This is a genomic window from Bacillus safensis FO-36b, from assembly GCF_000691165.1.
GTDB lineage: Bacteria > Bacillota > Bacilli > Bacillales > Bacillaceae > Bacillus > Bacillus safensis.
Genome location: NZ_ASJD01000007.1, coordinates 148,598 through 167,796, shown reverse-complemented (window position 1 = coordinate 167,796; position 19,199 = coordinate 148,598). Strand labels below are relative to the sequence as shown.

Below are 19,199 nucleotides of genomic sequence, written 5' to 3'. Positions count from 1 at the left end.
TCTATGAACAACACATGACCTGTAAATGAAGGTGGTGCAGTGAGCCCTTTTTGCATCAGAAGTACCTCTGCCCCGCAGTCTTCCAGCATGTAGGCAATACGCTGCGCTGGATAGTCTGCATCAATTGGAACGAATGCCGCACCTGCCTTGAGAACGCCAAGAACAGCTGCCGTCATATCAAGGGACGGACGAGTGAGAATGCCGACGCGGTCGCCTGGTTTTGTGCCGTTTGTGATGAGTCTTGAAGCGACTACATTCGCCCGATGGTTCAGCTCATCATACGTCCAGCTCGTTCCGCAGAAGACCGCTGCTTTTTGGTGCGGTGCTTCAAGCGCCTTAGCCTTAATCAGGGCATGAACGGTTTGATCTGACGGGACGTCTAGAACAGGACCTGACCATTCGTTCAGCTGTTTTTGCTGCTGCTGTGGTGACAATAATTGCATTTGATCTAACGATTGATCTGGTGCTGACACCATTTGTTCCAGCAAATGAAGGAAATATTCTTTCCACTTTTCAATTGACGTCTTTTGAAAGATAGAACAATTAAAATCAAACACGAGCTCAATTTGATCTGCGGATTCGTTTCCAGTTAAGGTCAAATCAAATTTGGCGATCTTCTCTTCGAATGGCTGTGGAACAATGTGAAGCCCATCCATTGATAAATCACGAATATCCGCATTTTCCATTGAGAATACAACGTCAAAAATTGGATGGCGGCTTGTATCTCGAACCGTTTGCACCTGATCTACCAATTCTTCAAATGGGTACAGCTGATGCTCGTTTGCCTCTAACACAAGCTGATGAACATTTGACGCAAATTCAGCAGCTGTCTGATGTCCTGCTGGTCTTGTTCTAAGTGCCAGCGTGTTCACAAACATGCCGATCACAGATTGAATATCAGGATGGGTTCTGCCAATAACCGGAGAACCAATGATGATATCCTCTTGTCTTGAAAGCTTGCTTAAAAGAATACTGTAGCCAGCAAGCAGGACTGTATAAGTCGTACTGTTGAGCGCTCTAACGAGTTCGTCCAATTTCGCTTTAAGCGAACCTTCGATTGTAAATGAGACACGATCTCCTGCGAATGTTTGCACTTTTGGCCTTGGCAGGTCTTCCGGCAGTGCCAGTACAGGCAGTTCCCCTTCTAATTGATCCAGCCAGAATGCCTCTTCAGCTGCTTTTTGAGCAGCAGATGCCTCACTTTTTGACCAAACTGCATAATCCTTATATTGAACAGGTAATTCCTCTAGTTTGTCTCCCCGATACAAGGCTGATAGCTCCTCAATTAAAATGCCAACAGACGCACCATCTGAAATGATATGATGCATATCAATCAGTAAATAATGGACATTTACGGAAACGGAAACTAGCCCTATTCTGAGTAAAGGCGCTTTTTCTACATCAAATGGCCTGATAAAGTCATTCATTAATTCCTGTATGTCTCGGCCGTTCTGTTCAATTTTTTCAATGTCTATAGAGACATTTGTTTCAATCCGTTGAACAGGTTCATTCTCAACAAAATCAAAGCTCGTTCGGAAAGCTTCATGACGTTGGACTAGCTGATCAATTGCCTTTTCAAATCGTTTTTCATCAAAGACGCCTTCTAGCTTTAAGGCAGCCGGCATATGATAGCTTTGCTCCGCATCAGTCATTTTCTCCAAAACAAACAGTCTTTTCTGAGCAGATGTCACTGGATAATAGGCCGCCTCTTTGGCAACTTCTACTCGCTTGATCTCCGTTTGATCCGCTTGATCAACTGCAAGGGCGAACGCTTCTAATGTTGGGGATTCAAATAAAGACTTCAAAGAGAGCTCCACCTGCATCTCTTCATACAGCCTATTCAGCATTTTCATGCCGCGCAGCGAATGGCCCCCGCATTCAAAGAAATGATCGTGCCTGCCGATTCGCGGCACTTCAAGAACTTCCTCCCAAATGTTCGCCAGCAGACGCTCTGTTTCTGTTTGAGGAGAGGTGTATTCATTTGCCCCCTGCTCACTGAGATCAGGTGCCGGCAGCGCCCGCCTATCGACCTTGCCATTATTCGTCAAAGGAAGCTCGTCTAATTGCATGAAAAATGCCGGCATCATATATACAGGCAGTTCACGTCCTGCTTGCTCGCGCAAATCAGTTAATGAGACAGATCCTTCCGCTGTGAAATACGCACATAAGGTGTCATTCGAAGCAGCAATGACGACAGCTTCCTTCACCTGAGGATGCTGCAGCAGCTGGTGTTCAATTTCCCCAAGCTCGATACGCTGTCCGCGAATCTTCACTTGATGATCGATCCGTCCAATGAATTCAATATCTCCATTCGGCAGCCAGCGCGCAAGATCGCCCGTTTTATACATGGTCTCTCCAGGGCGGAAAGGATTGTTGACAAACTTTTCGCTTGTTAGTTCTGGCTGCTTATAATATCCTTTCACCAGTCCATCACCAGCGACACATAGCTCTCCCGCCACGCCCGGCGGCTGAACTTGTCCAAACTCATCTACAATATAAACAGCCGTTTGACTCACTGGCTTTCCGATTGGGATGGATAACGCCTGCTTCTCAATATGATTCACAGGATAATATGTGGTGAAAATTGTGCTCTCAGAAGGTCCGTACATATGAACAAGCTTGTCTTTCCCAACTGTCTCAAGTGCAGTCACTACATGAGGCACAGAAGCACGTTCTCCGCCAAACAGCACTTTTCTTACGTTTTTCAGGCTGTCTTTTTTCATATCGATGAGTAAGTGAAAAAGAGCTGTCGTGATCATTAAAATACTGACTTTTTCCTTCTCAATCGCTCCAGAAAGCTCATTCATGTTTAAAATATGATCCTTTGGCAGAACAATGAGTTTCGCTCCGTTTAATAGAGCACCAAACACATCAAACATAAAGGCGTCAAATACATAGTTTGAGAGGCTCATCACTGTGTCTTCAGGATGAATGGTGAGATAATTCGATTGCTTCACCGTTCTCAAAATGTTCCGGTGTGTCACCATATTTCCTTTAGGCTTACCGGTTGTACCAGATGTATAGGTCAAATTCGCTAAGTCCTCAGGTGAAATATGAACATCTATAGGGCTGTCTGACTGCTGAGCAATCGCTTGATCTTCTGTTTCTATGATGGTTCCCTCAAATGCAGTGAGCACCGAGCGATGGCGCAGCACTTGATGTGTCAGTAAGAATTGTGCACCGCTGTCTGTTAAAAAGTGCTTCACGCGCTCATCAGGGAAATCGGGGTCAATTGGTACATAGACACCGCCAGCCTTAAGCACAGCCAGAACAGAGAGCACCATTTCATTGGAACGTTCAAAGAATAAGGCCGCTTTCATTCCTTTTTCAAAACCATTTTCACGCAAATAATGAGCCAGCTGATTCACTCGGTCATTCAGCTCTTGATAAGAAAGAACCACATCTTCACATTGCAATGCAGGCTGATGACCATGCTGCTGCACCTGTTTTTCAAACTGCGTCACAATGGTTTCTTCTGCTGGATAAGGCGAAGGTAACGGATTCCACCTATTTAACTGAGCTTCTGCTTCTTGTTCAGACAGTAATCGATAGGATTGAATAGCTTCCTGCGGCGCTTGAACCATCTGCTCCAGCAGATAAATATAATGTTTCATCATCTGCTCTGCCGTACTTCGTTTAAATAGAGCCGTACTGTAATCAAGTACAAAGGATAAACCTTGATCGGACTCCATCGCTTGCAGTGTTAAATCAAATTTCGCAATATGGAAATTGGTTTCTTCAACCTCGACCAGCATGTCTCCAATATGCTGAGCTGCTCCATGATCCGGCGCGAGTGTAAAGACGGTGTCAAACAATGGATGACGGCTAAAATCTCTTGGCACATTCAGCTTTTCAAGCAGCCGTTCAAATGGATATTGCTGATGTTCAAATGCCTGCATTGTCTTTTCCTTTACTTGCTCAATCAGCTGAGACATGGTTCCATTCGGATCTACCTCCGACCGCAAAGCAAGTGTCTGGACAAACATACCGATCATGTCATTCAAATCTGTATGCACACGCCCTGCCGCCGGTGTTCCGACCACGAATTCCTTTTGACCTGTAAATTTGGCAAGCAATGTATAGTAAGCAGAAAGCAAGACCGTATACAGTGTCGTGTGATGGTTTGCTGCAAGCTCCTGTAATTGATTCTTTAACACTTCATCTATTTCTTTGATGACCCGATCCCCTGCGAAAGACTGGACAGCTGGACGCTGATAATCGGTCAGCAGCTGTAAAGCCGGAATATCGCCCGAAAATTCTTGCAGCCAAAATGCCTCTTCTTTTTGAAAGCCTTGGTGCTGCTGCCAAACAGCATAATCTTGATATTGAAGCTTCAATGGTGCTTTAACCAAGCCCTCGTAAGCATCTGACAACTCACGCAGCATTAAATCGATCGAAAGACCATCTGAAATCAAATGATGCATATCGAAAAAGAGCAAATGCTCCTGATCATGCAATGACTGCAAACCAATTCGAAGAAGCGGCGCACACTCAAGATCAAAAGGTCTGACAAATTGCTGCATGTTTTCTTCCATCGCACCGCCTGTCAGCTGTTCTATTTGAAAGGACACTGATGATGCTATCCGCTGACGAGGAACACCTTTTATCGTATGAAAAGAAGTACGCAGCATATCATGACGTGTGATCAGTCTGTTAAAAGCTTCAGTCAGCTTCTCAAGCTGCAGAGTTCCTTTTAACCTCACAACAGCAGGCATATGATATGCAGTGCTTTGCTCCAATTGACTCACCATGTAGACGCGCTGCTGTGGAGGCGACAATGGATAATGATCAGCAGCCGGCGCTTTTGGTATCACCGTTTCAGAAGACTTTTCTGCCTGCTCAATATAAGCAGCCAAAGCAGCAATCGTCTGCTGTTCAAATAAAACGGACAGCGGCACCTCCACTTGCAAGTCTCGCTGAACCTGTGTAAGTAAGGTCATCGCTTTGAGCGAATGCCCGCCTCGATCGAAGAAAGAATCATATACACCGATCTTCTCTTGATCAAGAATGTCTTCCCACAAATGAACAAGCTTCGTTTCTATATCGTTTCTAGGTGCCGTATAAACAGCATGAACCGCTCTATCACCTTTTAACGCAGCAAGTGCACGACGGTCGACTTTGCCGCTGACTGTGAGTGGAAAAGCATCGAGTTCTTTGAAATAAAGCGGCATCATGTAAGCTGGAAGCTGATGTTTGATAGCCGCTTGCAGCATGTCAACAGACACACCTTCATGACGAGCTTGATAGTAAGCACTTAACGCCTTTTCTCCATCCGCTTCGTCAACCACTAGCACGACAGCCTTATCAACTCCATCTACCTGCTCCATTACCGCTTCAATCTCGCCTGTTTCTATGCGGTAACCCCTTATTTTCACTTGATCGTCCATTCTGCCAAGATAATCAATCGTGCCATCTGGAAGCCATCTGACTAGATCCCCTGTTCGATACATCCGCTCATGCGGAGAAAACGGGTCTGCCGTGAATACCCTCTCCGTCAATTCAGGCTGATTCACATAGCCTCGCCCAACACCTATACCGGCAATGCACAGTTCTCCAGCAGCCCCATGCAGCTGTAATTGATCATGTTCATTTAAAATATAAACACGATGATGACCAAGCGGTTTTCCAATCGACACATAGCGCTGTTCAGTTGATTCGCTCAGCTCACTGAGATCTAGACGATGCACCGCCGCATCCACACACGTCTCAGTTGGACCATACACATTCCACAGAGTAAAATCAGGCTGACTCCTACGAACTGCTTCGATGAGTGAACATGCTGCTTTCGCAGGCAGCGCTTCTCCCCCAATCAACATGTGCGTCAATGACAGCCCGTCCAAATCCGCAGCAAGTAAAAGCTGCACATGCGCCGGTGTTCCATCTGCCGCTTCAATTTGATGTTTTCTGTAATAAGCCGCTAGCTGCATGCCATTTCTCGTCGTTTCTCGCGGGATGATATGAAGCGTATGTCCAAATAAAAGGGCAGCAAAGATTTGTTTGACCGATGCATCGAAATGGAATGGGGCTAGAAGCGCCATTTGTAGCTCATTCGTCCCTTGATACATCTCATGATGCAAAGCATGGACCAAATGATGTAGCTGAAGATGCTCAATCATGACGCCCTTCGGCTTTCCAGTCGTACCGGATGTATAAATCATGTAGGCTAAATCCTCCGGCGCCGTCTGTTCTACGAGCTCAGGCAGCTGTCCACCATCTAATAATATTTGCTGCTGCACGATTAATTTTTCCGAGAGGGCTGGGTACTCTTGAATGAAAGATTCATCTGTTAACACAATAGAAGCACCTGAATCCTCCACAATAAATTGAATGCGCTCCTCAGGTAATGCCGGATCAATTGGTACATATGCCCCGCCAGCCTTTAGTATGCCGAAGACTGCTACCATGGCATCTGTCTTCCGCTCCATCAAAACAGCAACAGGCACATCACGTGAGATACCTTTCATTTGTAAAAAACGAGCCAGCTTTTCTGCCTGTTGTTGCAGCTCTCCATAAGTAATTGTTCCATTTTCTGCTACAACGGCTGTCCGGTCTGCATATTTGTTGGCTGTCTCATCAAACAGGTGATGAACCGGTTTTGCTGCTGGCCTTTCAAACGATTCTCCTTCAGATAATTGCAGCAGCTCCTTTTGTTCTCCTGCTGAAAGTAAAGGCAGTGTCCCGATCAGCTGATCAGGCTGAGAGACGGCCGCTTCTAGTAATATCAAGAATCGATCAAACATCTTACTCATTTCTTCTTCTGTGAATACATCTGTACGGTAATCCAAATCAATGGTCAATGTATCAGTATCCCAGCGGTCTTTCACATGTATTGAAATATCATTCATTCCGCTCCCGCTAAAAATCGGTTCAGTAATGAACGACAGATTCTCTTTTTTCTGCCACTGCATCACCTGATACTCTAAAGAAATATCAAAAAGGCGTCCTGTAAACCCTTCTCTTTCCCGCAAATCATTCATGAGCAGATTGTAAGGGTACTTTTGGTGACGTAATATCTTCATTTGATCCGCCATGACCTGCTTTACGAAATCAAGAAACGATTGCGACCCTTGAACAGATGCACGCATTGGAATCGTGGATACAAACATCCCAATCATCTTTTTTTCTTTGGCATTCGTCCGGTTGCCCATAAAGGTTCCAAGAACGACATCTTCCATACCGCTAAAACGATGTAAGTAAATATAGACAGTGGACATAAACATTGAAAGCATGCTGACTTTCTGCTCTTCACAAAAGACACGAAGCTTCTCTTTTAAAGAATCTGGAACATCCCCTGAAAATCGCTCCGCATGTAAACTCATCTCGTATCCCTTATGCGGTTTTAACGATGCGAAGTCTGGAATATGAGCAAATTGCTCATTCCAAAAAGCTTGGTCTTTTTGAAAACGTTTAGAAGATTCATAGGTCTGCTCACTCATGATGTGATCAACGAAGGAAATCTCCTCAACTGGCGAGATGTCTACTCCTTGCAGCATGTCATGATATAAGTCAATAATGCGATTTCCCATTAAAATGATGGAAATACCATCCGCGACAATATGATGTGCTTTACAGAACAGCCAGCACTCTTGATCACTGATTTGAAACACCGTAAATTCAATCAAGGGGCTGTCAATCAATGGCATTGGCTCACGAATCTGCTCGTTTGCCCAAGCCCTTACCTCCTCTACACTCCAGCCCTTTTCCATGCGAATCGGCTGTTTTTCATAAGGTTTGATATATTGAACAGGCTCCTCTTCTTCATCTCGATACACGAGCCTCAGACGAAGAGAGTCAGTTTGTCGAATGTACGCTTGAAGCACATCGACGACCAAAGAAGGATCGAGACCAGATGCTGATCTCAACCTGGCGAATCCACCCAAATTAGAAATACTTGTACCTGGATAAAATCTTTCCGTGTAGAATACTCGCTTTTGCGCATGTGTTAAGGGGTAATAAACTGTATTCATTCTCATCCTCCGCCTCTTCTATGTTTTCTCCACCAATTTCACCCTGCACCCTCTATATCAAAAGAACCAAGTCTATTTCATTAAAATAGACGGTTTAACAGAAAAGGAGCCCACCCCGAATAAAACGGAGGGACTCCCATTTTCATTCGGTAGCCTGCCGACCTTAGCAAAAAAAGAATCATTTACCTTAGGACATGGCTTTGCGTCTCTATGTTTCCATAGATTTGCCTTTTTCTTCTTTTCTTTTAGATATTTTCTATTTACGTCCACTTTATATGAAAATATTGTTTTTTTCACCGAAAAATGGGTGTAAAGATTCATGCGTTATACCGAAGGGATCCTGTGAGAATTGACGATATTTACCGAAAATAACTAATAATAGTTGCGTTCAACCGAAAATAATCGACTAAATACCGCAAAAATTTCATATTTTCCCTTAAATTTTGAAAATATGACCGAAAATGTAGGATAGAGGTCTCCTTGCGTTCCCCGCAAATTCTTAAATCTTAAGAACTATATTCCCTAAAAAAATGAATTTTTTTTACTGTAAAAACAACAAAAAAAGAGCTGTCATTTCAAATGACAACTCCTTGTTTCTTCATTATATTTACATCACCTTAGACAGACCAATCGTTTTCTCAATAATGAGCAGCGCAATGATAGAAATGATAATAAATATGACAGATATCGCATTGACACTCGGATCAAAGGTCTGCTCAATGTAATTAAAGGTCCTGACGGGGATTGTAATGGTTTGAGGAGAGGAAACGAACAAACTGATCGATATTTCCCCAAATGACGTCACAGCTGAAAACACCCCGCCTGCAATGATTCCCGGCTTAATCAAAGGCAATGTGACTCGAAAAAACGTGCGAATGGGTCCTGCGCCAAGATTCATTGAAGCCAGCTCAAGCCGCGGATCTAAATTCGAAACACTCACGCCTACCGTTCGAACCACATAGGGAAAACCAATGATGACGTGACCAATGACGAGCGCCCACAAAGACCCTGTAAAGCCCATAGCCGTAAACAAGTAAAGCATCGCAATCCCTAACACCACCTGAGGAATCATGAGAGGTGACAGAATGAAAGCTTGGACAGCCTCCTTTCCCTTAAAGGAAAGCCTTGCTAAAGCATACGAAGCCATTGTCCCTAAAAGAACCGTGAGAGGCGTCACGATGAACAGCAGAATCACACTGATCCGAAGAGATTCCATCCATTCTGGATTTGACACGACCTCATGAAACCAGCGAACAGAGAACGAAGTCGGTGGAAATTCAGGAAAGGCATTTGGACTAAAAGCAGATAGGACGATCACAAGAACAGGTATGGTTAAAAAAAGATAAACCAATGACCCAGCAGTCCAAATCAGGATGGAAAGCAAGCGGTCACCTATTGACTTTTTACGCATGCATCCTCGCCTCCCAACGCTTCAATAAATAGCTTAATAGACTGACTACCACAAGCACACAAACCAATAATGTAAAGGACATAGCTGCAGCAAGAGGCAGATTATACACCTGCATGACCTGCTGATAAATTGACAGCGGCAGCAGCGGCTGCATCCGTCCGCCGACTAACAGCGGGGTGATATAACTTCCTGCTGCCAGTGAGAAGACGATGATTGCGCCAGTCACCATGCCTGGAATGGTCAGTGGTAAGGTGACATGAAAAAAGGTTCGAATCCGGCCAGCTCCAAGACTCATAGAAGCCGGTCTTAAGTGACGATCCATATCGGTTAAGCTTGTTGCGATCGGCAGTACTGCAAATGGCAGCATGACTTGGACATAGGCAATAATGACCGCATTCATATTCCACAGCATCGAGAGCGGCTTCTCAATTACATGTAAATCTAGTAACATGCCATTGATCAGACCATTTTGCGAAAGAAGAACAATCCATGCAAATGTCCGAATCACAACACTTGTCAAAAGCGGCGACACAAGTAGGATATAGAAAAATGCCCGCAGACGCGGATTAGGTGCTTTGACGAGCACGTATGCTGCGGGGTATGCCATCAATAAACAAATCACCGTTGTCTGCAAAGCCACCCACACAGTACTTCCAATCGCCTTTACATATGCATCTGTCGTGAACACATGAATATATTGAGAAAAGCTATACGTTTGTAATGTATTCATCATCGAATCGACATCGCGAAAACTGAGAACGAGCATCATCACCAGAGGAGCTAGTAAAAATACTATAAGAAACAAACAGGCTGGCAGCAGCATAAACCAATGAAATCGTTGATTCTTTTTCTTGATTCGCATCACGTATGCACCTTCGAATCTAAGAAAACGATATCTTCAGGCTGCCAATGGATATGGACGGTTTCTCCAACTTCAGGCAGCTCGGGAAATGCCGCATCAGAAGCATGGACAATAATTTCACCATGATCAAGCCCCACAACCAAACGTAATGAATGCCCAATATAACTCACATCTGACAGCATGCCTGATACATGGTTCGGCTTTACTTCCTCCCGCTCAGAAGAGATGCTGATTCTTTCAGGACGCAGCATAAGCAGTTGCTTTTCCCTCTTCTCTTGATGTGCCGCAGCCTGCAGCTGAAGGTGCTGACCGTTTGAATGGGTTACATGCGGAACTGTAAATGCCGCATCAGCTTCATTGTACACGGCCTCAAAGATGTTCACTTGTCCGATGAATTCAGCTACAAATCGATTGTTTGGCTGGCGGTACACCTCTAAAGGCGTCCCAATCTGCTGAATTCTTCCCTCTCCTAAAATTCCAACCCGATCAGAAAGGCTTAAGGCCTCCTCTTGATCATGTGTCACAAGAATGGTTGTTATCCCGACATTCCTTTGAATTTTTCGCAGCTCTGTCTGCATGTTTTTTCTTAGTTTGGCATCTAGGTTGCTGAGCGGTTCATCAAGAAGGAGAACAGACGGCTGAATCGCCAGCGCTCTTGCAATCGCTACCCGCTGCTGTTGACCACCGCTTAATTGGTGGGGCATCCGTTTCGCAAATGCCTCTAATTGAACAAGAGACAAGCTTTCCATTACCTTCTCTTTAATTTCCGCCTTCTTTTTCTTTTGAACCTTTAGCCCGTACGCCACATTATCAAATACAGTCAGATGTGGAAAAAGTGCATAGCTTTGAAAGACCATACCTGTTTTTCTTTGGTAAGGCGGCAAAGCTGTCACATCCTGATCGCCAATATAGACGACGCCTTTTGTTGGTTCTAAAAAACCGCCAATGATGTTTAATAATGTTGATTTTCCGCAGCCGCTAGGACCAAGAAGGGAGAAAAACTCTCCCTCATTCACCGTAAGACTGACATCGTTGAGAGCAATCTGCTCACCGAAGTGCTGACTGATGTGTTCTAAATGAATTCCACTCATGCGATCACCTATTTTCCTCCGCCTAATACTTCGTTCCATCGATTTGTCCAATTGCCAAGCTCAGAGGTCGCTGTTTCATAATCTACCCAAGTCAGCTTGCTGTAATAATTTTCTCCAACTTTCACTTTCCCCTTAATCTTGTCATCGTATTTCACATCAGAATTCGACATGCCATAATAAGATTTTTCCGAGAATGCCTCCTGAGCTTCTTTTCCGCTCAAGTAGTTTAATAGTTTGTACGCCGCTTCTTCGTGCTGATTTCCCTTCGTTAAAGCCCAGCTCGCAACAGCTGCAACAGCACCTTCTTTCGGATATGAGAAACCAATATCCATGCCTTCTTCTTCAAGTGCAAATACTCGCCCGTCCCAATATGGAACAGCCGCGACATCCCCACGTTCTAACAAAGTTTGAATCGATCCTGGGTTATCTGGAAAAGCAGCTACATGACCTTTTAACTGCGCGAGACTTTTAAATGCTTTATCAATATCCTTAGGATTTGATTCTGTCCCCCCTTGCGCATGAACAAGTGCAGAGAAAAATTGCAAACCGGCTGAATAAGTCGGAGATGAAATGGCTACCTTCCCTTTCAGCTGACTGCTCCATAGGTCAGTCCAGCTGTTTGGTTCCTGCTTGACGAGGTCTTTTCTATAAGCAATTCCAAGCTGTCCCATACTAAAACCTGCTGCATATTGTTTTCCATTCACAGTAAGCTTCTTTTGGACAGAACGGTAAAGTTTTTTGACGTTCGGCGCTTGATCTTCATCGATAGGCGCAAGAACGTTTGCTGCGATACCTCTTTGAATCGTATCGGGCTGTAAGATTAGTAAGTCATATGGTGGATTTTTCCCATTTGACGCTTTTAATTTTGTAAACCATTCAGAATCCGCCCCAGAGACGGTTTGCACTTTAATTCCTGTATCTTTTTCAAACTTTTCGAGGATTGGTTTGATATTCTTTTCCCAATCGCCTCCATATACGCCAACAATCACAGTCTGCTGCTGTTTGCCTTGATCCTTTCCATTTCCACCACAAGCGGCCAGCAGTACAACGATTGATAGGATGCCTGCAAAAATAGCAATTAATCTTCTATTCATGATTTATTTCCCCCTTTTTGTCCATTCAATTGACAAAGTGCTTGAGTAATATCTTCCTTTGTTAACGGCTCATTTCTATGACTGAAATGTTGATGAACTGCATGTTTAAAGTACGTACGTTCATTAGCCGGATAGGAACGAAGCTGAACGGCCAGCGCACTGCTGGCTTCGTCCGTCCATACTTTCTCATAAGCTGCTCTTTGTTCTCCGAAATCCCACACGTCAGTAGATGCAGAAACATCAACCTTTTCTCGCACCCTGCTCGTCTGCTCCTCATCAATCTTCCATTTATTTTGGTCTAAATACACTTTCACACCATATTGCTGCAGCGCTCTCTCTTCACTTAATAGACCTGCTTCCACTTCCTGAAGGACTTTTTCTTTCTTTCGGGCAAATGGATTCCCCCAGCCGCCTCCACTTGGTGAAATCAATTGAACGATATCGCCTTTTTCAAGTCGCAGAACATCTATTTTGGGCTGGTCTTGTTTCTCACCATTAGCCGTGGTCAGCTTGACCTCACCAACCGATCCTGCTCGGCCGCCCATTAATCCCCAAGGCTGAAACTTCATCCGTTCCATTCCTCGTGCTGTCACCATTGATTCAGGCTTCATCATTTCAAATTCCAAACCAATCGCATGTCCGCCTCGATTTTCACCAGCTCCACCTGTATTCGGCAGAAGTTCATATCGGTGAACATGAATATCAATATGCTGTTCCAAACTCTCAATTGGGGTATTCTTCAAAAAGCCTGACGAATGATCAATACCGTCCACTCCATCAGTACCATTTTGAGCACCGCCGCCTCCGCCTAATGGTTCGACAACGGACATTTTCCTGCCACCCGTTTGATCATCAGGTACTGAGAGAACCACAATGGCAGATTGACCTGCACCTGCTGCCGGCACCGCTTCAGGTAACAGCTTACCAATGGCGCCTAGCACGACATTGTACAGCCTCATCGTAATCGAATGACGAATCCCGACAGAAGCCGGGTATTCTGGATGCACCAGCGTTCCTTTAGGAGAGATCACGTCAATTGGATACGTTATTCCACCATTAATCGGTATAAAAGGATCCTTACTAATGATGTAATTAATCAATCCTTGATAAAGAAAGGAATGCTTCTGACCATTGGTAACGAGGTTAAAGGCTGTTTTTACTTGCGGATCACACTCAGAAAAATCGAGCGTCAGCCGTTTCCCTTTGATCGTTAGCTTGATTTTCAACCGAATAGGGACGCCTGAGATCATATCATCATCTAAATAATCAGCAAATTCACTCGTCCCATCCGGTATAGCTTCAATTACCTTTCCAGCACGATCCTCGGCTTGCTTCAGCAAGTCTATCATTCCTTGTTTCACTTCGTATTTTCCAAATTTCCCAATCATTTCTTTTAACCGAATATCTGCTGTATTAACTGCTGCAATCATCGCATTAATATCACCATCATTTAGATGACTAGCGCGGCTGTTCGCTCTTAAAAAGGTACGTACGACCTGATTCTCTTTCCCGCCTTCATAAATTTTCACTGGCGGAATTCTTAATCCTTCTTGATGAACATCCGTTGCTGTCGGTGAAATACTCGAAGGCACAAGCCCACCCACATCACTGACATGAACAAAAGACCAAGCATAGCTTACGATTTCACCATCTACAAAAATCGGCTTAATGATATGGACATCTGGAAGGTGAGTCGCCAAACCGTCTGTCGTATAAGGATCATTAGTGATGATAATGTCTCCTGGCTGCATCGGCCCGCTTTCTTCAATCGCTTTTTTTAGACTCAGCCCTAAAAAGATCGTCACACCCACTGTCTTCGGATAAACAAAGAAATCTCCAGAAGGCGTGGCTAATGCTGTCGCAAAGTCAGCAGATTCTTTGACGAAGGTCGTAAATGACGTCCGTTCAATGACATGCCCCATACCTGATGCAATCGCATTAAAATAACTGCGCATCATCTCAAGCTTTGCTGGGTCAGTTCTCATGTAAAGCCGCCTCCTTTGAAATCACTAAGTTACCTGATGGATCAATGCTGCCTGCCCAGTTTGGCAAAATTAATGTTGTTGTATCATCCTGCTCAATAACGGCTGGCCCATTTACAATAGAACCTACTGACAGAGTATCCCGGTTATAAACCGATGCTTCGTATTCTTTTTCTTCAATAAAAATCCGTCTATATTCATATGGTTTCAAAGACTGTCCGCTGCTTTCATGAACAGGTGAAAAAGGCAGCGGAGGCGTCTCGCCTATGACTCGAACGCGTAAATGAGTAAACTCGATTTTTGCCTGATCATCCCTATGACCATATTGACGCTGATGCAATTTGTGAAAGGCTTCAATGAGTTGGTGGATATTTTGTTCCTGCTTTAGCCAATCAATCGATAATGGCAGTTCAATCTCAAATGCCTGTCCCTGATAACGTGCGTCTGCTAATAATAGAATGGATGTCTGATTGATATGCTGAATGTTTTGCTGGCTGACCCAATCAGTCGCTTTTCGCGACAGCTTCTCATAATCTTGTTTTAGTTGGTTGATCGAATAGTCTTGTAAGCATATTTTCTTCGACAGCACCGCATCATGAATAAAGTCAGCAGTCAGAGCACCTAACGCACATAATGTACCCGGACTTGGAGGAACAACCACATTTTTCGCATGAATTTCTCTCGCAAGGAAATTCGCCACAACCGGCCCTGCTCCGCCAAACGCCAGCAAACTAAAATCTCTAGGGTCAAACCCTTGCTGCTCCATCACATTGCTTAATTCTGTGTACATATTGGCTACGGCTACTTGAATGAGCTGGTCAGCCGCTTCTTCAACCGTTTTGTTGAGCTGATCAGCAATTGGCTGAAAAGCCTTTTTCGCCGCAGACAACTGTAATTGCAAATGTCCTCCGGCAAAACGTTCTTGATTGAGGTAACCGCATATGAGAAACGCATCAGTTAAAGCTGCTTTTTCTCCCTTTCCATACGAAGCTGGTCCCGGGTTTGAGCCAACTGATTCTGGCCCCGCTTTTAGAAGTCCGCCCTGATCAATCCATGCTACCGAACCTCCTCCTGCTCCAATTGAATACATCGCAACAGATGGAAGAATAATTGGGAAGCCTGAAAGCTGATTCGATTGCGCCATTGTAGGTTGTCCATTTTGAATAATCGAGATATCTGCACTCGTCCCCCCAACATCAAAAGTGATCAGGTTGGGTTCACTAGATGATGCTGCAATTCTAGCCGCACCGATGACACCGGCTGCCGGACCAGAAAAGAGAGTCTTCACAGGCGAGGCTGCCGCACTTTCTGCATCCATTAAACCACCATTTGATTGTGTAATGTATGGAGAAATTGGTACACCTTCTTCCTTCAAACGACTTTTCAGTGTTTGCAAATACTGTTTCACCTTTGGTTGAATGTACAAATTAACAACAGACATCACTGTACGCTCGTATTCCCTCATTTGAGGCCATAATTCAGATGAGGTAAGGACTTCTAACTGTGGATAATGATGATTGATATAGGCTTTTGCCTGTAATTCATGAACTGGGTTTTGATAACTATGTAAAAAAGAAATGACAATACCTGCTAGCTTTTTAGATATAGCATGCTGGACTGCATCATCTAACTGCTGCAGATGGAGAGGTTTTTTGATCGTACCATCGTGTATCAACCTTTCAGAGATTGGATATACATGCTTCCGTGGTATCAATGGTTCTGGCAAACGAGAATTGAAGTCATAAGGAATGGGTAGTCGTAAACGTTGAAGTGACAATATATCTTGAAATCCTTCTGTCACAAAAAGGGCTAAATCTGCTCCTTTTCGCTGCAATAATGTATTAAGACCAATTGTCATTCCGTGAACGAGGTATTGAATGTTGGATAGATCAACACCTCTTTTTTTTAGAAGATTTAACCCATTGATAATTCCTTGGGCTGGGTCATCAGTCACTGTGGGTGTCTTGAGTTCAGTCAGCTCCCCTGTTGCTTCATTTATCAACGATAAATCAGTAAATGTTCCGCCTATGTCTATTCCGAGCCGGTATGAGACATCCGCCATTTGTACTTCCCTCCTACAATGTAATTAGAATCATATTTTGATAAATTACGACATTTTTTGATATTTGACTCCATATTATTAAAGCAGATCGGTCTAGTCAATTTTATTTTTTTGAAATTTCTGTGTGTTAAATTCTTGAAATTAGCTCAAAAAGCAGTGATAAAGCCATTTTGAATGAGCATATTCGTTTTATGATCTACAAAATTAAAATTTTTATGAATTTCTACAAAAATGAAAAGCATGAAATCTTGTAAAATCTGTTTTTTGAATTTTAAAAGGCGTTTTTTCAAAACCAGGGGAAATTGGTAAGTAATTCTGCTATACTTCTGTTTACAAAATACGCAAACAAGAAAGAGAGCCAGCATCTATGAAACTTCTTAAAATGATTCTCTTGCTCTTATTGATTGTTATTGGTGTAGCAACAGGCTATATCCAGCTGGAGCAAGGGAAACAAGAGACAGCGAATTCATCTTATGACAAAACGATTCATTTTCCATCAGACCGCTATCCCGAAACAGCCAAGCACATAGAAGAAGCCATTGATGAAGGTCATTCGTCCATTTGTACAATTGACCGTAAACATAGTGATGAGCAGAGGGATCGATCATTACATGGCGTTCCAACAAAGCGCGGGTATGATCGTGACGAATGGCCAATGGCGATGTGCAAAGAAGGAGGCACAGGAGCTTCTGTCAAATATGTACGCCCTTCTGATAATAGAGGCGCAGGCTCGTGGGTAAGTCATCAATTATCGGATGATCCAGACGGCACAAGAATCCAATTTATCATCGATTAGCAGCCTTTCCCTTTTCTATATTAAAAAAATTTTCACATGACTGCATGCAGGTATTTTAAACACTTTTTTCATGCCGATAATCCTTAAGGAGGGATACCCTACCTTATACCTAAAGGAGTTAAAAAGCATGAAGAAAAAGGGAAAACTGAGGCTCGGTGCCAAAATTTTGCTGATCTTTTTAAGTGTCCTCATCATCTTTTCCGCAGTTGTTGGTTATGTGGTGAATCGCGAGATGACAGAAAACATCAAGCAAATGGCAACTGAAAAAGCAAAAGGTGATTTAAAACTAGGCTACGCCTACCTGAATGAAAAAGTAGAAGGCTCGTGGCAGATTAAAGAGGATAAGCTATTCAAAGGAAATACGCAAATCAATGATCATGACACATTAGTTGACCAATTAGCCGAATATACCGGTGATACCATCACGATTTTTCAAGGAAATACCCGCGTTGCTACGAATGTCATGTTAAACGGGAAACGAGCTGTAGGTACAGAAGTCTCTCCTGAAGTGAAGACCACTGTTTTAGATAAAGGAGAAAACTATTACGGCACAGCAAATGTTGCCGGGAAAGACTATCAAACGGCTTATATGCCGATCAAAAATGAAGCAGGCGAAACAATTGGTATTTTTTATACTGGCGCCAATCAAAGCATGATTTCACAAATGCTTCAGTCATTCTATATACAATTTGTCATCGTCCTTTTGTTAAGTCTGATCGTTTCGGTCATCATTATTTCTATTTTCACTAAGCGGATTCAGGCACGTCTCAAGCATATGGCTTCTGCCATTAAGAGTGCAGGCGAAGGTGATTTAACCATCAATGTGACGGATACTGCTGGTGATGAATTGTCTGATCTGGCTGGCCATTTCAATAAGATGCGTGAAAAACTAAATCAAACCATTCTAAATGTCATGAACACGTCTGAATTAGTGGCCACATCCTCTGAGCAGCTGTCAGCTAGCGCAGAAGAAACGAGTGCAGCATCAGAAAAAATCACCTATACGATTCAAGAAGTGGCACAATCTTCAGAAGAACAGTCCGCTCAAATGACAGCTAGTGAGCACAAAATGATTCAAGTATCAAACGAGCTGGCAAACATCACTGAAAATGCAGGACAAATGGCTTCAAGAAGTCACTCCGCACAAGAAGTGGCCCAAAAAGGTGTACACAATATCGGTGAAGTTCATTCACAAATGACGTCTATTGCCAAATCAATTGAAGAAAATGGTACAGCGATTCAAGCATTGGAAACACGTTCAGCTGAAATCGATCATATTTCCAAAGTCATTACAGATATCGCCAGCCAGACAAACCTGCTAGCTCTTAATGCAGCAATTGAAGCAGCACGGGCAGGTGAGCACGGAAAAGGATTTGCTGTTGTCGCAGACGAAGTGAGAAAGCTCGCAGAAGAATCTCAAGCATCATCAAACATGATTTCCCATCTCATTTCTGAAATACAAAAAGAGATGACTCATTCGACGAATGCCATCAAACGAGTAAGAGAGGAAGCGGCTCAAGGGGCTGTACTTATCTCTCATACAGAGGAATCATTTCATGATATCCAGCAGTCGATGAGAGAAATGGCGAATGGCATTAAACATTTATCAAGTGCATCACAAAAAATCGCAGCTTATACAAACGATGCGAAACAGTCTTTTGCGTCTATTACAGAAGGCGTGAAACGAACGAGTGAACATTCACAGCAAGTAGCCGGTTTAACAGAAGAGCAATTTGCTGCAATGGAAGAAGTAACAGCTTCATCAGAAGCGCTTGCCCATTTAGCAGGAGATTTAAAAACAATGGTCTCGCAATTTCACATCTAGATCCCACAACAAATAGCGCAAGACGGCGACAATCGTCTTGCTGCCTAACATTCTCCTCAAGAATCACTCTTTCAACCATTCACGTTCCAACAAAAATTCTTAAATAAAG

General features: G+C 43.6%; 9 protein-coding genes and 1 riboswitch. Of the genes, 2 read left to right on the top strand and 7 right to left on the bottom strand.

What is annotated here, in order from left to right; genetic code table 11:
- The 7 genes from BA81_RS14970 to BA81_RS14935 all read right to left on the bottom strand — a co-directional run.
- Positions 1-7,973: non-ribosomal peptide synthetase (locus BA81_RS14970; protein ID WP_051627363.1), on the bottom strand; the 7,973-nt coding region annotated here is incomplete at its 3' end.
- Positions 7,974-8,112: 139 nt separating this feature from the next.
- Positions 8,113-8,206: riboswitch (cyclic di-GMP riboswitch) on the bottom strand.
- Positions 8,207-8,574: 368 nt separating this feature from the next.
- Positions 8,575-9,378 (bottom strand): ABC transporter permease, encoded by an 804-nt coding sequence (locus tag BA81_RS14960; RefSeq protein ID WP_024424298.1) that lies wholly within the window; start codon positions 9,376-9,378, stop codon positions 8,575-8,577.
- Positions 9,371-10,240 (bottom strand): ABC transporter permease, encoded by an 870-nt coding sequence (locus BA81_RS14955; protein WP_034283317.1) that lies wholly within the window; start codon positions 10,238-10,240, stop codon positions 9,371-9,373. Before BA81_RS14955 ends, BA81_RS14960 begins: the two co-directional genes overlap by 8 nt.
- Complete coding sequence (locus tag BA81_RS14950) at positions 10,240-11,331, bottom strand: ABC transporter ATP-binding protein (protein WP_034283314.1); 1,092 nt, start codon at positions 11,329-11,331, stop codon at positions 10,240-10,242. The genes BA81_RS14955 and BA81_RS14950 overlap by 1 nt, the downstream gene beginning before the upstream one ends.
- 8 nt (positions 11,332-11,339) lie before the next feature.
- Positions 11,340-12,425, bottom strand: a complete 1,086-nt coding sequence (locus tag BA81_RS14945) for an ABC transporter substrate-binding protein (RefSeq protein WP_034283311.1) — start codon at positions 12,423-12,425, stop codon at positions 11,340-11,342.
- Positions 12,422-14,410: a hydantoinase B/oxoprolinase family protein gene (locus BA81_RS14940; protein WP_034283309.1), complete on the bottom strand. Its 1,989-nt coding sequence runs from the start codon at positions 14,408-14,410 to the stop codon at positions 12,422-12,424. The genes BA81_RS14945 and BA81_RS14940 overlap by 4 nt, the downstream gene beginning before the upstream one ends.
- Entirely contained in the window at positions 14,400-16,469 is a 2,070-nt protein-coding gene (locus BA81_RS14935; RefSeq protein WP_034283307.1) for a hydantoinase/oxoprolinase family protein, read from the bottom strand. Before BA81_RS14935 ends, BA81_RS14940 begins: the two co-directional genes overlap by 11 nt.
- A gap of 367 nt (positions 16,470-16,836) precedes the next feature.
- Between BA81_RS14935 and BA81_RS14930 the strand changes: the two genes are divergently transcribed.
- Positions 16,837-17,265, top strand: coding sequence for a NucA/NucB deoxyribonuclease domain-containing protein (locus tag BA81_RS14930; RefSeq protein ID WP_024424305.1), 429 nt, complete (start codon positions 16,837-16,839; stop codon positions 17,263-17,265).
- Between the two features lie 127 nt (positions 17,266-17,392).
- Positions 17,393-19,090: a methyl-accepting chemotaxis protein gene (locus BA81_RS14925; protein WP_034283304.1), complete on the top strand. Its 1,698-nt coding sequence runs from the start codon at positions 17,393-17,395 to the stop codon at positions 19,088-19,090.
- Positions 19,091-19,199 lie beyond the last annotated feature (109 nt).